The sequence below is a fragment of the Paenibacillus sp. FSL F4-0097 genome (assembly GCF_038593125.1).
GTDB lineage: Bacteria > Bacillota > Bacilli > Paenibacillales > Paenibacillaceae > Paenibacillus_AQ > Paenibacillus_AQ odorifer.
In genome coordinates, this window is sequence record NZ_CP151965.1 from 6318586 (window position 1) to 6335964 (window position 17379).

15 protein-coding genes and 1 rRNA gene are annotated in these 17379 nt (G+C 46.0%); all 16 read right to left on the reverse strand.

Annotation, left to right across the window (positions count from 1 at the left end):
• Positions 1-32: 32 nt before the first annotated feature.
• Complete coding sequence (locus MHH86_RS28510) at positions 33-467, reverse strand: ribonuclease III domain-containing protein (protein ID WP_076099622.1); 435 nt, start codon at positions 465-467, stop codon at positions 33-35.
• Positions 464-1870, reverse strand: a complete 1407-nt coding sequence (gene cysS, locus MHH86_RS28515) for a cysteine--tRNA ligase (protein WP_076099625.1) — start codon at positions 1868-1870, stop codon at positions 464-466. Before cysS ends, MHH86_RS28510 begins: the two co-directional genes overlap by 4 nt.
• A gap of 49 nt (positions 1871-1919) precedes the next feature.
• Entirely contained in the window at positions 1920-2612 is a 693-nt protein-coding gene (gene cysE, locus MHH86_RS28520; protein WP_036680489.1) for a serine O-acetyltransferase, read from the reverse strand.
• A 553-nt stretch (positions 2613-3165) separates the two neighbouring features.
• Positions 3166-4629 carry a glutamate--tRNA ligase gene (gene gltX, locus MHH86_RS28525; RefSeq protein WP_076099623.1) on the reverse strand — a complete coding sequence of 488 codons (1464 nt, stop codon included), beginning with the start codon at positions 4627-4629 and terminating at the stop codon, positions 3166-3168.
• 51 nt (positions 4630-4680) lie between these two features.
• The gene (gene ispF / locus MHH86_RS28530) at positions 4681-5169 is read right to left on the reverse strand and encodes a 2-C-methyl-D-erythritol 2,4-cyclodiphosphate synthase (RefSeq protein WP_036680486.1); all 489 of its coding nucleotides are present in this window, start codon (positions 5167-5169) and stop codon (positions 4681-4683) included.
• Positions 5166-5864, reverse strand: coding sequence for a 2-C-methyl-D-erythritol 4-phosphate cytidylyltransferase (ispD, locus tag MHH86_RS28535; protein ID WP_036680484.1), 699 nt, complete (start codon positions 5862-5864; stop codon positions 5166-5168). The genes ispF and ispD overlap by 4 nt, the downstream gene beginning before the upstream one ends.
• Before the next feature lie 95 nt (positions 5865-5959).
• The gene (locus MHH86_RS28540) at positions 5960-7048 is read right to left on the reverse strand and encodes a PIN/TRAM domain-containing protein (protein WP_036680481.1); all 1089 of its coding nucleotides are present in this window, start codon (positions 7046-7048) and stop codon (positions 5960-5962) included.
• A 177-nt stretch (positions 7049-7225) separates the two neighbouring features.
• Positions 7226-7963 (reverse strand): CDP-diacylglycerol--serine O-phosphatidyltransferase, encoded by a 738-nt coding sequence (gene pssA / locus MHH86_RS28545; protein ID WP_036680477.1) that lies wholly within the window; start codon positions 7961-7963, stop codon positions 7226-7228.
• A 64-nt stretch (positions 7964-8027) separates the two neighbouring features.
• A complete protein-coding gene (gene disA / locus MHH86_RS28550) occupies positions 8028-9104 on the reverse strand; it encodes a DNA integrity scanning diadenylate cyclase DisA (protein WP_036680475.1) in 1077 nt (358 codons plus the stop codon).
• 13 nt (positions 9105-9117) lie between these two features.
• A complete protein-coding gene (gene radA / locus MHH86_RS28555; protein WP_036680472.1) occupies positions 9118-10485 on the reverse strand; it encodes a DNA repair protein RadA in 1368 nt (455 codons plus the stop codon).
• A gap of 186 nt (positions 10486-10671) precedes the next feature.
• A complete protein-coding gene (clpC, locus tag MHH86_RS28560) occupies positions 10672-13140 on the reverse strand; it encodes an ATP-dependent protease ATP-binding subunit ClpC (RefSeq protein ID WP_036680471.1) in 2469 nt (822 codons plus the stop codon).
• A 35-nt stretch (positions 13141-13175) separates the two neighbouring features.
• A complete protein-coding gene (locus tag MHH86_RS28565) occupies positions 13176-14240 on the reverse strand; it encodes a protein arginine kinase (RefSeq protein WP_036680469.1) in 1065 nt (354 codons plus the stop codon).
• A 28-nt stretch (positions 14241-14268) separates the two neighbouring features.
• The gene (locus MHH86_RS28570; RefSeq protein WP_036680467.1) at positions 14269-14793 is read right to left on the reverse strand and encodes a UvrB/UvrC motif-containing protein; all 525 of its coding nucleotides are present in this window, start codon (positions 14791-14793) and stop codon (positions 14269-14271) included.
• 30 nt (positions 14794-14823) lie between these two features.
• On the reverse strand, positions 14824-15285 hold the full coding sequence (locus MHH86_RS28575) for a CtsR family transcriptional regulator (RefSeq protein WP_036680465.1): 462 nt from the start codon (positions 15283-15285) through the stop codon (positions 14824-14826).
• 294 nt (positions 15286-15579) lie between these two features.
• Complete coding sequence (locus tag MHH86_RS28580) at positions 15580-16752, reverse strand: GNAT family N-acetyltransferase (protein WP_036680463.1); 1173 nt, start codon at positions 16750-16752, stop codon at positions 15580-15582.
• Between the two features lie 421 nt (positions 16753-17173).
• A 5S ribosomal RNA gene (gene rrf, locus MHH86_RS28585) occupies positions 17174-17290 on the reverse strand.
• Positions 17291-17379: the final 89 nt, after the last annotated feature.

Sequence of the window (17379 nt, forward strand, 5' to 3'; positions counted from 1 at the left end):
ACTTCTCCTATTTTCTATTTCGCCAAAGCCTATCACGGCTGTTTCAACATAAACTGTATACCCTTGTGCACAATTTCTTCTATTCTCTCCTGTTGTCCTGTGTAGTACAAGTGACCAATCAAGCACTCAAAAGCTGTAGCATGACGGTATTCAAGCACATCCGCATTCTTAGGAACACTTCCCGATTTCGCATTTCTCCCCTGACGGGCGACATCCTTCTCCTCTTCCGTGAGACTAGGCTCCAAAAAGTTCAGAATTGCACACTGTGCTTTAGCGGATACCAGCCCTGTAGCAGAACGATGCAAATGGTTCGGACGCAAATTCGGAAGAGATACTAAATACTGGCGAACAGCCACCTCATAGATAGCATCTCCTACATAAGCTAGAACAATAGGCGATAGTAGTCGCGCAGGTTTGGAAGGCTCATAAGGAAACCATCCGTTATCAAACTTGCGTTCCTCACTCATTTACGACGCCACCGCATTCCTTGTGGAGTATCCTCAAGCAATATGCCCAAGCGGCCTAATTCATCACGGATCTCGTCAGACCGGCTCCAATTCTTATTCTTACGAGCTTCAACCCGCTCGGCGATCAACCGTTCAACTTCTTCACTTGCAATTTCCTCTTCCAGTTCAGGCGTCAAACGCAGCACAGCATTCATTTCGCCAAAGGCTTGCAGTAATGCAGCAAAATCAGCAGGAGCAGCCTCGTTATTCGCAAGCGTATGGTTTGCCAGGCTCACCCAATCGAACATAGCCGTGATCGCATCAGGCGTATTAAAGTCATCCTGCATTCTAGCATGGAAATTGGCCACTATAGCCGACAGCTTATCATTAATCTCTGAGTTGACCTCACCTTGAGCACCATCAGCAGCGAGTTCAAGCCGATGTTTAACGTTACTCTCTGCAAGCGTGATCCGTTCAACGCTCTTTTCGGCGGAAGTCATAGATTCCTCTGAGAAATTCAGCGGGTTACGGTAATGGGTCGATAGCATGAAATAGCGGATAGCTCCTGCTTTAAAACGCTCACGGATGTCTTTTACAAGCCAGCCATTACCGAGCGATTTCGACATTTTCTCGTCTCCGATGTTGATGAATCCATTATGCATCCAGTAATTAGAGAGTGGTTTACCAGTCAGAGCTTCGGTCTGAGCGCATTCGCATTCATGATGCGGGAACTGCAAATCTTGTCCACCACCATGGATATCAATCGTATCTCCCAAGAACTCGCGCGCCATAGCCGAGCATTCAATATGCCAGCCTGGACGTCCGTCTCCCCAAGGGCTACTCCAGTGCACTTCACCAGGTTTGGCTGCTTTCCAAAGCACAAAATCCTCCGGTTTTTCCTTACGTGAGTCCACCTCAACACGGATACCAAACTGCAGCTCATCCAGATTCTGACGAGATAATTTACCGTAGTCTTCAAATTTTGAAGTGCGGTAATATACATCGCCGCCGCTTTCGTATGCGTATCCTTTTTCCTCAAGCTCTTTAATAAATCCAATGATCAGCTCCATGCTTTCCGTTACACGGGGATTCAAGGTTGCCGGTTTAACACCAAGCCCTTCCAGATCCTCACGGTAAGCAGCAATAAAAGTTTCCGCTACCTCTGCTACAGTAGTGTTCATTTCTTCGGCTTTGCGAATCAGTTTATCATCAACATCCGTGAAATTCGTAACATAACGCACCTCATTACCTAACTGCTCCAAGTAATTCCGGACCATATCAAAAACAATTATAGGTCTAGCATTTCCGATATGCATATATCCATAAACGGTTGGACCACACACATACATCTTAACTTTGCCCGGCTCCTGGGGCACAAACTGCTCCTTGCTGCGTGTCATTGTGTTATATATTTGTAAAGCCATCCTTATTCCAGCCCTTTCTGTTCTTCCGGATTCCTTAATACCGGGATGCTTAAATTTCATAGTCACCAATATACTGCTGAGCTTCTGCTATCCGCTGTGCGGTTTTTTGTTTATCTTCTGCGCCAAGCTTTTCCCTAATTTCTTCGATTTCTTTCTGCAAAAACCGTAGTGAATCGACAAGCGGGTCAGGCATCTTCGTATGATCGAGCCGATCGGATACCCGTTCTCCATTACGTTTTACCACACGACCTGGATTCCCTACTACTGTACTGTTGTTAGGCACTTCACGCAACACAACAGCATTCGAACCTATATTTGAATTGTCACCAATACGAAAAGATCCTAAAACCTTCGCACCGGAACCAATAACTACATTGTTGCCAACCGTGGGATGTCGCTTACCTTTTTCTTTTCCGGTTCCTCCAAGCGTAACCCCTTGATAGATTATAACATCATCACCGATTTCGCAGGTTTCTCCGATAACTATCCCCATACCATGGTCAATAAACAGCCTATTTCCGATGACAGCTCCGGGATGGATCTCAACACCAGTCATAAATCTGCTAAACTGCGAAACCATACGAGCCATTGTATACCAGCGGCGTTTGAAAAAAGAGTGGGCGATCCGGTGACCCCAAATGGCGTGCAAGCCGGCATATGTGAAGACAACCTCGAACCAGCTGCGGGCAGCAGGATCGTTATCAAATACCGCCCGAATGTCCGACTTAATATGCTTAAACATCACGGTTCCTCTCTTCTTAACTTCCTTATCTCCTGTTTACAGGTACACAAGAAAGGTATTGTCTCCAGGCCCATCATCCTTATCATACATATGCTGTGAGTGTTCGCTTGGTTTGTTATCTCGTAGAAATATAAGACAAAGAGTATTGTATGAAAATTATTTTTGCTTATATTTAGACAAAAAACGCCCCTGCAGCATAATGCTGCAGAGACGTTTAACCGCGGTTCCACTCTGCTTGAACGAATCAAATGAGCCGCTATTGTAACAAACGGCAGAATTTCTTCATTCCACTTGGCATCATTAACGGCGACGTTCCCGGCGCGATCTAATGAGCCTTAAAAAGGTCATTCAACCGTGCAGCTCACAGGCGCATGTTCTGCCCCGGACAAATGAATAACTCCCAGCCCGAAAGGGTGTCCCTTTCTCGGTTATTCTCTCTGGCAATTGTCTTCAATGGACGTACTTCTCCTGATCACAGCTATTATCATATAATTCTATCTTAGCGCAAAAGACAAGATACTGACAAGGGGGTTTAGTCGTATGAAATACGACCTTAAGCGCCCTTAATTTGTGATTTCAAACGTTCGATAACGCGATTTTTGCCGAGCAAAGCAATGGTTATATTAAGATCACGTCCGTGCGTTTGTCCGGTCAGAGCCACACGAATTGGCATAAAGAGTGCTTTGCCCTTATGACCTGTTTCTTTCTGTACTTCCTTAATCAGAACAGCCATGTTGCTTGCACTGAAATCCTGACAGGCTTCAACTTTAGCCAGGAAAGCAGACAATACCTCAGGGACTTGGCTTTCAGCCAGAACCTGCGCTGCTTCCGTCTCTAACTCTAGGTGACTGCGGAAGAACAGTTCCGATAGCGCCACGATGTCAGAAGCTGCAGTCATCTGCTCTTGATACAACGCGACAAGGCTTTCCGCCCATGTTTGTTGCTCTTCGTTCAGCTCAGCAGGTATTTTACCCGCTTTTTGCAGATGTGGAATAGCCAGTGCAGAGATCCGTTTAGGATCAGCATGCTTAATATAATGATTATTCAGATGCGCCAGCTTGTTTTTATCAAATACAGCCGGGCTTTTGGACAAACGGTCCGCATCAAAAATAGAAATAAGTTCTTCTTTACTGAAGATCTCTTCTTCTCCCTCTGGAGACCAGCCAAGCAGAGAAATGAAGTTAACCAGAGCCTCAGGCAAGCAACCCAATTCATCATATTGCTCGATAAACTGAATAACGGATTCATCCCGTTTGCTGAGCTTCTTGTGGTTGTCGCCAACAATAAGCGTCATGTGACCAAATAAAGGTGGCTCCCAGCCTAGCGCTTCATAGATCATAAGCTGGCGGGGTGTGTTGGAAATATGGTCTTCTCCACGCAATACGTGGGTAATAGCCATCAGATGATCGTCAACAGCTACCGCGAAGTTGTAGGTCGGAATTCCGTCCTTCTTCACAATAACAAAGTCACCCATTTCTTTTGTGTCAAAAGAAATACTGCCTTTTACGAGATCATCAAACGCATACGTACGATCTTCTGGCACACGGAAGCGAATGCTGGCAACTCGTCCCTCAGCTTCAAAAGCTAGACGTTGCTCTTCAGTCAGATCACGATGTTTGCCAGAATAACGAGGCGTTTCTCCGCGGGCAGTCTGTTCTTCACGTTCCGCCTCCAGCTCTTCCTCTGTGCAATAGCAGCGGTAAGCCAGACCTCTGTCCAGCAAATCCTGCCAATGTACACGATATAAGTCAAGACGTTCTGTCTGACGATAAGGTCCGTACTCTCCGCCCACATCAACGCTCTCATCCCAATCCATACCCAGCCATTTCAAATACTTAAGCTGGCTCTCTTCACCACCAGCGACATTGCGCTTTACGTCTGTATCTTCAATTCTGATAATGAATTTACCGCCTTTATTACGGGCGAACAGATAGTTAAACAGCGCCGTTCTGGCGTTACCTATATGTAAATGTCCCGTAGGGCTCGGTGCGTAACGCACCCGGACTTCATCCGTCATTGTATTCCCTCCGCTTCATATGGTTGAACTTAATTTACTACTTAGACCATCTCAAGATGATATCACATCTTGGAGTAGACAGACAATAGATTGTGCGGCAATTCCTTCGCCGCGTCCGGCAAAACCAAGCTGCTCAGTTGTAGTAGCTTTAACATTTACCTTGGACGGGTCGGCATTAAGCGCACGTGCGATAATCTCGGTCATTTGTGGAATGTACGGAGCCATCTTAGGCTTTTGGGCGATAATCGTTGAATCAATATTTCCCAGCTTATATCCTCGCTCACGAGCAAGTGCCCATACCTCTTCTAATAACTTCAAGCTATCTGCGTCCTTAAAGGCTGGATCTGTATCCGGAAAATGTCTGCCAATATCACCAAGTCCAAGTGCGCCTAGAATCGCGTCACTAACTGCATGCAGCAGTACATCTGCATCGGAATGCCCAAGCAATCCTTTTTCGTAAGGAATCGTAACTCCCCCAATAATACAAGGCCTGCCCTCTACCAGCTGATGCACATCAAATCCTTGTCCTACAGCGATCATGATTGTCCCTCTCCCCTGTTTCTTTCTGTGAATTCTGCATAATCCAAATCATCAGGTGTCGTAATCTTAATATTTCTGTAGCTTCCCTCTACCACAGAAACCGGAATCCCCGCACGCTCCGCCAAGCTGGAGTCATCGGTGCCCAGAAAGCCATCCCGTTCCGCCGCTGCATAAGCCTCCAGCAAATCAGAAAGACGAAAAGTCTGCGGGGTTTGAATCGCCCACAGACTTCGCCGATCCGGCGTAGACAGTACTTGTCCTTCATTATCCACCTGTTTGATCGTATCCTTGACGGGTACAGCAAGAACCGAAGCACCCATCTGCTTCGCTCGTTCGTAGCAAGCCTCAATTTCATTCGGCTGTACAAACGGACGAACACCATCATGTACCATTACCCACTGTGTCGTAAGTTTCAACAACCCTTTATGTACGGAATGCTGACGCTCAGATCCACCAGTTACTATAGCCTTAACCTTGTCCAGCTTATAGAGCTGTATCCATTCCCGGCAGCGTTCAACATCCTCTTCACCGGTTACGAGCACGATTTCAGAGATCAATTCGTGCTGCTGGAATACCTCCAGCGTATGAACGATAATCGGCTTCCCCTGCAGTAACAAATATTGCTTGCTCTCCGCAGTTCCCATTCGCGTTCCTCTGCCTGCCGCCACAATGACGACGCCCACACTGTTTGACATTAATCTGGCTCCTGTCTTTCACGTATAATCCCATCATAACGTGTTTGGCGGGCATTTCCAACCCATAGGACAGTCCCCATACACTTTATCTTCACTTATTGCGCTTTTTCCAAAAGTTTTGGCTTAGCAAATATCATTCGGCCAGCCGAAGTTTGCAGCACGCTAGTGACCAGAACCTCCATCGTAGTCCCGATATATTCCCGTCCGCCCTCTACAACAATCATCGTTCCATCGTCTAAGTAGGCTACCCCTTGTCCGTGCTCTTTGCCATCCTTAATGACCTGAACTACGATTTCCTCACCGGGCAGCACTACTGGCTTCACAGCATTCGCCAGATCGTTAATATTCAGAACGGAAACGCCCTGCAATTCGCAAACCTTATTTAAGTTGAAATCATTAGTGACTACTTTACCTTGCAGTACCTTCGCCAACTTCACTAACTTACTGTCAACCTCAGAGATTTCTTCAAAATCTCCCTCATAGATCAATACCTTCACATCAAGCTCTTTTTGAATTTTGTTTAGAATATCAAGCCCACGCCGTCCCCGGTTCCGCTTCAACAAATCCGAAGAATCAGCAATATGCTGGAGCTCTTCTAGTACGAATTCAGGTATGACAATGGTTCCCTCAATAAATCCCGTCTTACAAATGTCAGCGATTCTTCCATCGATAATAACACTTGTGTCGAGGATTTTATGTTCCTCAAGCCCGCGGCCTTCCGGCTCAGCCGCTTGACCCCAGCGTCCAGATGTCCACAGTGCAGCTAGCTCCTCTTTTTTCTCCAAACCGATCCGCAGCCCCAGATATCCAAAAGCTAATGTAGCTGGCACTTGCAGCAGCTGCCCAGCTTTCCCAAGCCAGATCATTGCAGGGTATAACAGGAGAGATAACAGAAGCCCCCCTGTAAGCCCAGCTGCACTTGCAGCTAATTCATTCATTGGAATACGCGAACAGTAGTGAACCGCCTCCCGCAGTTTTGAACCTCCCCATTCCGCGCATAAAGACCCCGCAAACAAAAAAATAATGGCACCCAGCACCGTAAATAAAATGCTTCCTTCTACAGGTAAGCTTTCACCCAGCTTTTCCATCCCCTTGGGGAATCCTCTTTCGAGCGCATGGTATAGCGAAAAACCTGACCAAGCACCACATATTAAGGCAAAAGACAAAATCACTTTTTTCCACATAACCTAACGCACCTCCTTTTTATTCATCCTAAATGGATCTATTCCTCACCAGTATGTTCCAATTTTCAAGACGATAAACTTGGGGTAGCGTTGGAAATGCAAAAAGGCTTTGCCATCCCCTAGGGAAGACAAAACCTTTGGTCATAATTTATTCAGTTACCTTACCTTATGGACCGATTAACCGTTCTTGGAGTGATACACTTTATCCTCTGAACGGCTACGACGACGATGACGGCGTCTGGCTGTCAATCGATCAATATTTTGCTTAAAGCCGTATAATGCGTAAATTCCAAGTAAGACAAAGATCAGCTTAGCGATTTGCTCTGGGAACACTACAGCTACAGCCACTGCAACAACAATAACCACTGGCGCTCCAACCACCGCTTTTTTCGGCAATCCAATCTTTTTGAAATTAGGATATTTAACAGTGCTGACCATCAAATAAGATAAGAGCAGTGTAGCAACGATCATAAACGGAGCCGAAACATCTTTATTAAAAAGAGCTAATGTGGCCAGTACACCACCTGCAGCAGGAATTGGCAAACCGATAAAATAACCCGGAACCCCCGGACGAACATTAAAACGGGCTAAGCGCAAAGCACCAAACACCGGAAAAATCGCAGTTACTGTCCAGCCTAATGCAGAGTTCAAATCCTGCAGGCTTGAGACGTACAAAATAACGGCCGGTGCGACTCCGAAAGAAACGACATCAGATAAGGAGTCCAGCTCCTTGCCAAATTCGCTTTCGCATTTTAGAGCGCGAGCTACTCGACCATCTAAGCCGTCTAACAGCATAGCAATAATAACCATGATAGCGGCCATGCTAATCTTACCGTCAAACGCCATCATGATACCAAACATTCCGAGCATCAAATTACCTATCGTAAAAAGACTCGGAATTGATTTTTGTATCATTTCTTCACCTCAATTTTCTAACTTTGGCCTTTAACGTCCCCAATATTACGTGATTGTATGTTATTTACATTTGCCTGTCAATAAGAACTTGCTTCTGTAAACGTTTGAGCCCATCCTGAATATTACGGGCCCGCACCTCCCCAATTCCGTCCACTTCATCCAATTCAGCAATGCTTGCGGACATCAAATTAGGCAGCATTTCAAACCGCTCCACCAGATTGTGAATGATCACATTCGGAAGCCGCGGAATTTTGTTAAGCAGGCGATAACCACGTGGAGTCACCACTTCTTCAGAGGTAATTGCCGTAGAAGAATAACCCAGTATACGGGCAATATGGTTGTCATCCATCAGATCATCATCGCTTATCCGTTTGAGACCGGCGATAATTTCACGGATTTTATCCTCCTGCTCTTCCTTAGCATAGTCTCTGTATAGAAGCCATGCTTCTTCCTCTGTATTTCCAACCAGTTCTTCCATCTGCATGCTGATCAGGCGTCCTTCGTTGCCCAATTCGTTGATATAACGTTTGATCTCCATTTTTATGCGCAGAACCATCTCTACACGCTGGATAACACCCACTACTTCAGCAACGGTAACAATGCCCTCATATTCTGAAGCTGACAAATTCGTCAGTCCTTGCGTGAGCACTGCTTTATACTTCTCGAGTGTCTGAATCGCTTGGTTAGCCTTTGCCAAAATTGCGCCGATCTCTTTGAGTGCATAACGTATCGAGCCTTGATAAAGCGTGATGATATTGCGGCGTTGTGAAATGGAAACCACCAGCTTACCCGTTTGCTTCGCTACACGCTCCGCGGTCCGGTGACGGATCCCCGTCTCGATGGATGAGATAGAGGAATCCGGTATAAGTTGTGTATTAGCATACAATATACGCTTTAAATCCTCACTTAGAATAATAGCTCCGTCCATTTTAGCTAGCTCATATAAATAATTGGGCGAAAAATCGCAGTTAATGGAGAATCCGCCATCCACTACGTCCATCACCTCAGGACTGTACCCTACGACAATAAGTGCCCCTGTCTTAGCGCGCAGCACATTCTCCAAACCTTCCCGAAAAGGTGTACCCGGTGCCGCCAGTCTGAGCAGATCATTCATATTCTCTAATTGGTTATATTCTTTCATATCCCTGTGCCCCCTAATCTAACGCGACCGATAGTGCATCTGCTACGGTACTGACGCCAATAATCTGGATATCTTGCGGGTGCTTCCATCCCTTCATGCTCTTCTCAGGCATAATCACCCGCCGGAAGCCAAGTTTTGCGGCCTCCTTAACGCGCATTTCCGCGCGCGAAACGCCTCTTACCTCACCGGTAAGTCCTACTTCTCCGAAGAAAACGTCGTAAGGTTTTGTTGAAATATCACGAAAACTGGAGGCGATACTAATAGCTACAGCTAGATCAATCGCCGGTTCATCCAGCTTTACTCCCCCGGCAACATTAAGGTATGCATCCTGATTCTGCAGGAACATGCCCATCCGTTTCTCGAGTACAGCGATAATAAGTGCCATCCGCTGGTGATCCATGCCTGTGCACATTCGCCGTGGGGAAGGGAAGTGGGTGGCAGCAACAAGTGCCTGAAGTTCTACAAGCACAGGTCTAGTTCCCTCCATACTAGCCACCACAGTAGAACCAGCCACGCCAAGCGGACGTTCCGATAAAAAGAGCTCCGATGGATTCTCTACTTCGGTAAGCCCCGCTTCACCCATTTCGAAAATGCCGATTTCATTCGTAGAGCCAAAGCGGTTTTTTACAGCCCGCAAAAGTCTATACGTATGATGCCGCTCACCCTCAAAATACAGCACGCAGTCCACCATATGTTCAAGCATCCGTGGTCCAGCAATAGCCCCTTCCTTGGTAACATGACCAACGAGAACTGTTGCAATTCCACGAATCTTAGCGATACGCATAAATCTTGTCGTACACTCCCGAACCTGGGTCACGCTGCCTGGCGCACTCGTTACTTCTGGCATAAATACGGTCTGAATAGAATCGATGACAAGAAATTGTGGCTGGATTTGTTCGATCGCTTCTTCTATGCTTTCCATATTTGTCTCACATAGTACATAAAGCTCCGTTGACAACGCATCGAGGCGATCCGCGCGCAGCTTAGTTTGCCTTACCGATTCTTCGCCCGAGATATACAGTACTCGCAATCCCTGTGTTGTAAGGGCGTGCGAGGTCTGTAATAAGAGCGTAGATTTACCGATTCCTGGGTCTCCCCCTACTAGTACCAGCGATCCTGGTACGATCCCCCCACCGAGAACACGGTTAAGCTCACCTATACCTGTCAGTATGCGCGGTTCCTTGTCACTTTCTATACTTATGATCGACTGTGCCTTTTCTTTACTATGAAAAATAGGGGCATTCATTCCCTGTGTTTTGACTACGCTTTCCGTTTCCTCCACCATGGAGTTCCAAGCCTGGCACCCTGGGCATTTCCCGAACCATTTTGGCGATTCGTATCCACAGTCGGTGCAAAAAAATTTTGTTTTTGCTTTAGCCATTTGTTCTCCTTACGGTCCGAACTGTTTACAATTCGGATCATTTTCTTCTAATGAAAGTTTACCATTTCTACCCCTTTAACGAAAGGTCATTCGGTATTTGCATTAAATGTATATTTTAAATTGATCTATTTCCAATAAAAAAAGCTTCCGCTCCTCTATAAATCAGGAGCGAAAGCCTTGTTTATTTTATTCGGATTCTACTTCTTTTTCAAGCGCTGGCGCTACTGGAGCGTCCACTTTAGTCACCACAAGTTCTCCGCCGACCTCATCAATATTGAGGGAATCACCCTTTTGGATATTTCCTCTCAACAATTCCTCAGAAAGACGGTCCTCAATATGCTTCTGAATTGCCCGGCGCAATGGACGTGCACCAAAGGCTGGGTCATAACCTTCTTTAGCCAAGAAGGCCTTCGCTGCATCCGTGAGTACGAAATCAACATCATATTCACGCAGGCGCTTGCGGAGCTCATCAGACATCAACGTAACGATCTCAGCGATATGTTTCTCATCGAGTGAGTGGAAGACGATGATTTCGTCGATCCGGTTCAAGAACTCTGGACGGAAGCTCTTCTTGAGCTCTTCCATAACCTTGCCCTTCATATTGCCGTATTCTGCTCCTGCATCTTGCACAGCCGTGAATCCAAGCGTCGAATTCTTCTTGATTGCCTGTGCACCTACGTTAGAGGTCAGAATGATAAGTGTATTACGGAAGTCAACTACCCGGCCTTTAGAGTCGGTAAGGCGACCATCTTCAAGCACTTGCAGCAAAATGTTGAATACTTCCGGATGCGCTTTTTCAATTTCATCAAGCAGTACTACAGAGTATGGTTTACGACGTACCTTCTCTGTTAATTGGCCGCCTTCTTCATAGCCGACATATCCAGGAGGGGCACCAACTAAACGGGACGTGGAGTGCTTCTCCATGTATTCCGACATATCAATACGAATGACCGCATTTTCATCGCCGAACATAGCTTCAGCAAGCGCACGTGCCAACTCAGTTTTACCTACACCCGTAGGACCGAGGAAGATAAACGAGCCCATTGGACGTTTCGGATCTTTAAGACCCGCACGCGCCCGGCGCAATGCCCGGCTGACAGCCTTAACAGCTTCGTCCTGACCAATCACTCGTTCATGCAGCAGAGCCTCCATGTTAAGCAGACGGTCGGTCTCTTCTTCCTTCAGCTTGCTTACAGGGATCCCCGTCCAGCTTGCTACAACCTGTGCGATATCTTCAGGAGTAACTTCAGAATCCGTGCGCCCTTGCTTTTCTTTCCACTGGTTCTTAGTCGTATCAAGCTCTTCACGGATTTTTTGCTCCGTATCACGCAGGGCAGCCGCTTTCTCAAACTCTTGGCTCTGAACAGCGGAATCCTTCTCCTTGCGGATATCATCCAAGCGCATTTCTAGTTCCTTCAGATTTGGCGGGATAGTGTAAGAGTGAAGCCTTACTTTAGACCCTGCTTCATCGATAAGGTCAATGGCTTTATCCGGCAGGAAACGATCCGGAATGTAACGATCAGACAGCTTTACAGCTTCCACGATAGCTTCATCCGTAATTTTCACACGGTGATGTGCTTCATAACGATCACGAAGTCCAAATAGAATTTGTACCGCTTCTTCTGGAGATGGCTGATCCACCGTAATAGGTTGGAAACGGCGCTCCAAAGCTGCATCTTTTTCAATATATTTACGATATTCATCCAGCGTCGTCGCACCGATGCACTGAAGTTCTCCGCGGGCTAAAGCCGGCTTAAGAATGTTAGATGCATCAATAGCACCTTCTGCGCCACCAGCACCGATCAGCGTATGAAGCTCATCGATAAAGAGTACGATATTCCCCGCTTGGCGAATCTCATCCATGATTTTCTTGAGGCGGTCTTCAAACTCACCGCGATATTTAGTACCAGCCACTACAGAGCCCATATCGAGCGTCATTACGCGTTTGTCGCGCAGTGTTTCTGGAATTTCATTATTAATGATCTTTTGGGCCAAGCCTTCAGCAATAGCTGTTTTACCCACCCCAGGTTCACCTATCAACACCGGGTTGTTCTTCGTCCGGCGGCTCAGTACCTGAATAACACGTTCAATTTCCTTGCTACGACCGATAACTGGATCCAGGTTGCCATCCTTGGCATAAGCCGTCAAATCGCGTGCTAGACCGTCTAGAGTCGGTGTGCTGACATTAGCAGGTGTTCCGCTATGGCTGGATGCAGCCTCGCTGCTTCCCAGAAGCTGAAGCACTTGCTGACGAGCTTTGTTCAAGCTGATGCCGAGGTTATTAAGCACACGAGCCGCGACACCTTCTCCTTCACGAATAAGTCCTAGCAGAATATGCTCAGTGCCGACATACGTATGTCCCAGCTTGCGGGCTTCGTCCATCGACAACTCGATTACTTTTTTGGCGCGAGGAGTATAAGCAATGTTCGTAGGTTGTTCTTGGCCTCTGCCAATCAGTGTCTCCACTTCGTCCTGGATTTTCTCAAGACCCAGACCCAAAGCGATTAATGCTTTAGCAGCAATGCCGTCTCCTTCACGAATAAGTCCTAGCAAAATATGTTCTGTGCCAATATTGTTGTGTCCTAAACGAACAGCTTCTTCCTGCGCTAGCGCTAGCACTTTTTGTGCGCGTTCCGTAAATCTTCCAAACATCATATCTCCTGCACCTCCATGAATAATAAATATCTATATTAATGTTGTGTTCCCAGTGTTTCTCGGAGCAGTTTCGCCCGATACATATCCCGTTCAGTGGCGTTCATCTCATCACCGAACATTTTTTGCAGAAATCCTGGCTGTGTCTTAACGTTAAGCTCATTAAGCACGGAAATCGAAGGGCCTTCCAGTATGCCAAGGTCGACCCCAAGTCTCACATCAGATAGCCGTTGTGCGGATTCTTTAAGCTCCATTAGAGCGGCATAACACAAAATCCCATAAGATCTTTTCACTCGGTCTGTAATTCTTAAAGCGGAATCTACCAGCAGCCTTTCACGGGCATTTCGTTCATGCTCTATAATCTGGGTGACTACACTGTGAAGGTTCTCGATGATTTCACTTTCCGTTTGACCGAGAGTAATCTGATTGGAAATTTGAAAGATGTTCCCTACTGCTTCGCTGCCCTCACCATAAATTCCTCTTACAGTCAATCCCACTTGATTCACTGCTGACAATATGCGATTGATCTGTTGGGTCATTACTAGTGCTGGCAAATGCAGCATTACTGAGGCACGCAGCCCTGTACCCACATTGGTGGGACAACTGGTCAAGTATCCTCTTTTATCATCAAAAGCGTAATTAACAGCCGATTCGAAGATATCATCGATGGCTGTCGCACGTTCCCATGCTTCTCTTACCTGAAGACCCGGGAACAGACATTGGATCCGCAGATGGTCTTCTTCGTTAATCATGATGCTGACCGACTCATCTTCATTTAATATCACAGCTGCACCACGTGAATCATTAGCCAGATTAGGACTGATGAGATGTTTCTCGACCAATACCTTTTTGTCCAGTTCATTCACTTCAGCAAGCTTTATCAGTTGAAAAGATCCGAATTCGGCAGCAGTTTCCCCATGAAACACAGGGGCCAGCAGCTCTAATACTTCTTCCGATTGCTCTAAGGAAGCAAGCATAGGGAATGGAAGATGCTCTAAGTTACGTGCAATACGCATACGGCTGCTAATTACAATCTCGGAGTGACTGCCTCCCGAGCGCATCCAATCACTAAGCGCTTGTTCAGTAAATCGGAGACTTGACATGTCATATCCCCCCTATATATCAAAGACTTTACTCTTGTGCCATTTCTTTTTCAAGTTGGCGAATTTGATCCCGCAGCTCTGCCGCAGTTTCGAATTCCTCCTGTGCGATACTTTGCTGTAATTCCAGCTTCAATTCATCAATTTGCCGTTTGAACACAATCTGTGCTCCAGCACGTTTGGGAATCTTGCCTACATGCGAAGTGCTGCCATGCACCCGTTTAAAGAGCGGGTCCAGTGCACTGTTAAAATATTTATAACAGGAGCTGCAGCCAAAACGACCCAATTTGCTAAACTGCGAGTACGTCATCCCACAATTCTCACATTGCAGACTCTGCGTAGTCTTCGTAGCAGCCGTCTTTTCCTTACCGGCCCCTTCAAGATCAAGCAGACCGGACAGCAAGCTGTGAATGGAGAATCCTCCAGCAGTTCCCGGGATCAGTTCACCCTTCTCCCGCGCACAGCTCTCGCAGATATGAAATTCTGTCTTCTCTCCATTCACGATCTTGGTGAAATGGAGTGTTGCTGGCTTGACGCCACATTCCTGACATTGCATAAGCGAAAGCCCCTCCCTTATGATTGACAATTATTTGCCTAACAAAGAGATTAACATCGCCTTCATAATCTTGGCCCGAATCTCATCCCGATATGGAATCTTAACCGTTAGGCAATCCCGAGAAACAGCAGCGCGCATAAGACACGCCTCACGCTTGCTTAGAAAACCAGCTTCCTCCAGTTGATAAATCAACCCTTCGGCAGCGTTCTGATCTATCCCGCCACCTATAGTATGGTTTAAATGGGCATGCAGTGCCACGTTGGGCGGCAATTCAAAACGTTGAATACGAATATATCCCCCGCCACCACGCTTACTTTCCACCACATAGCCTTTTTCCAGTGTAAAGCGTGTACTAATAACATAATTGATCTGTGACGGTACGCATGAGAACTGGTCCGCCAGGTCATTTCGCTGGATTTCCACCGTACCTTCGGGACTTTCATGCAAAATATTCTTCAGATATTGTTCAATAATATCAGAGATATTGCGCATCACTCATCCTCCAGTGCTCTTTAAAGCTTCATAATATCGCTTGCGGCCCGCATCCTTAATGACATTCATTAGTGAACTTCATTCATATAAGTCTGAAGAAAACTTCACGAATTCAGAGGATCGCACTGTATGCCATCAGGTGCGTTGACTTTGACTTTCTTTGACTTTTTAATATTATAACATATTCTGTGCTAATTCCAAGAGGATTCTCTTATTTTTCACTTTTTTCAGCGAATGTATTCGGAAATAAAGAACTCTCCCAGCATCTTTCGAAGGGGAGAGCCTAATTATTTTCTAAAAATGATCAAAAAGTGCGGTTTCAGCTTGCGGAATGATTTCTTCGAGCCATTCCAGAGCCGTCGGACTACCAGTCACAAGTCCATAACGAGCCAGCTCTGCAGGGCGTTTATATCCAAACATTAGAATCGTCAGCGTGCCAATATCACAGCTTAAGTCAGCTGCATCCCGTTCACCCTCTATACGCAAGAAAGCTGCTGCTCCCTCTTCGGAGACCGTCCATTCCCACAACCCGTCATTCCATGGTGCATATTTATCTTCAATATAAATAACCTGTTTCTTCTGACTGCTGTGACGCTTAAAAGAATAACTCTCCACAAATACTTTAGCATTCACAATACGCGCCATAAAATAAGGATAGTTCTCCTGCTCTATACGCGGATCAGGCAGCAAAAAGGGTAACATATCATCGGATGGCACCAGTTTTAGCGATGCACCGGTCACCATTGAATCGTGATTCGCAAGAAATGTCCACAGCCCCTGCCGGGCCTGTTCGTTCAAAAACACAAATTCATCAATGACCAGTTCTCTATTTTCTATCTTATATAATACGTATCCTTCAGGTTCCCCAAGCTGTGAATAAAATACCGCAGTCTGACCTTCATCATCCAGAACAGAGTTCTCCCACCAGTCCAAATCACGCTTAAGTGTTCCGTTATATCTAACTGCAAAACGATTGTATAAGTTGTCCAATACTCCGATATCTTTAACACCGCGTCTTACCTTGCCCTCAACTTCAACCTTCTTGGGAAACTTGGCAACAGGAATGGAGTATTTCTTATATTCACAATAAACTTCCCAACCAAATTTGCGATAAAAAGGGATCAAGAACGGATGCAGAAAAGATAATGTCTGCCCCGCCTCATTCATCGTTTGCAGCGTATGCGCTAGGAGCTTTGCCACATGTCCCTGTCTGCGATTCTCTGGCCATGTCGCTACCCCAGCGAGCCCTCCCATAGGTACTAATCTACCTTGTATGTACACTTGGAATGGAAGAAGAGTAAGTTTGGCTTCCAAAGTACCTTCTTCAAAAGCACCCCATACGCGTTCTGCTTTAAATCTTTCCTTAGCATTAGCCCTTTTCTCACTGGGCAGCTTGTATTGAAAAGCATATTCAGATAAATCCATGCTTAGATCAAACTCTTCTGAGTGCAACTGTCTGATATCCACAAAACTCACCTCACCATTTATGAATTTACTTTTATGGTTAGTATAACAAGAGAGTGTATTGTGTGCGAATTATAAGGATATTTTTCGAACTTTTTTTAGTTATCCACAGCTTTAAGCAGTTTCAAAAATAGTCTTGTAATCTTGTCCTATTCAAGTTAAAATAATTATCCACTTATCAATCCCTCTATCCACATAAATCTGACTATATCCACAGCAACCCGTGTATTACTTAGGTTTTCTGTTGACAGATCTACATAAATATGTACTTAATCCACACCATTCGGTGATTTTTTGCCTTTTAATCATCTATCCACATGTGCGTAAGTTTTCTGCAAATTCCAATGAATTATCCACAAGTTTTCCACAATCTATAATAGACGCAAAAAAGCCACTGTCGAGTTATCAACAGTGGTCTATTTGTGCTTGGCAACGTCCTACTCTCCCAGGACCCTTCGGTCCAAGTACCATCGGCGCTGGAGGGCTTAACGGTCGTGTTCGGGATGGGTACGCGTGGAACCCCTCCGCTATCGCCACCAAACATGCGTCTGTGAAACAGACGCTGCCGCGTGAAATTCGGTTCATCACTAGAAGTGACAATGAATTTCTAAGCGTATTTCAGGCTTAATC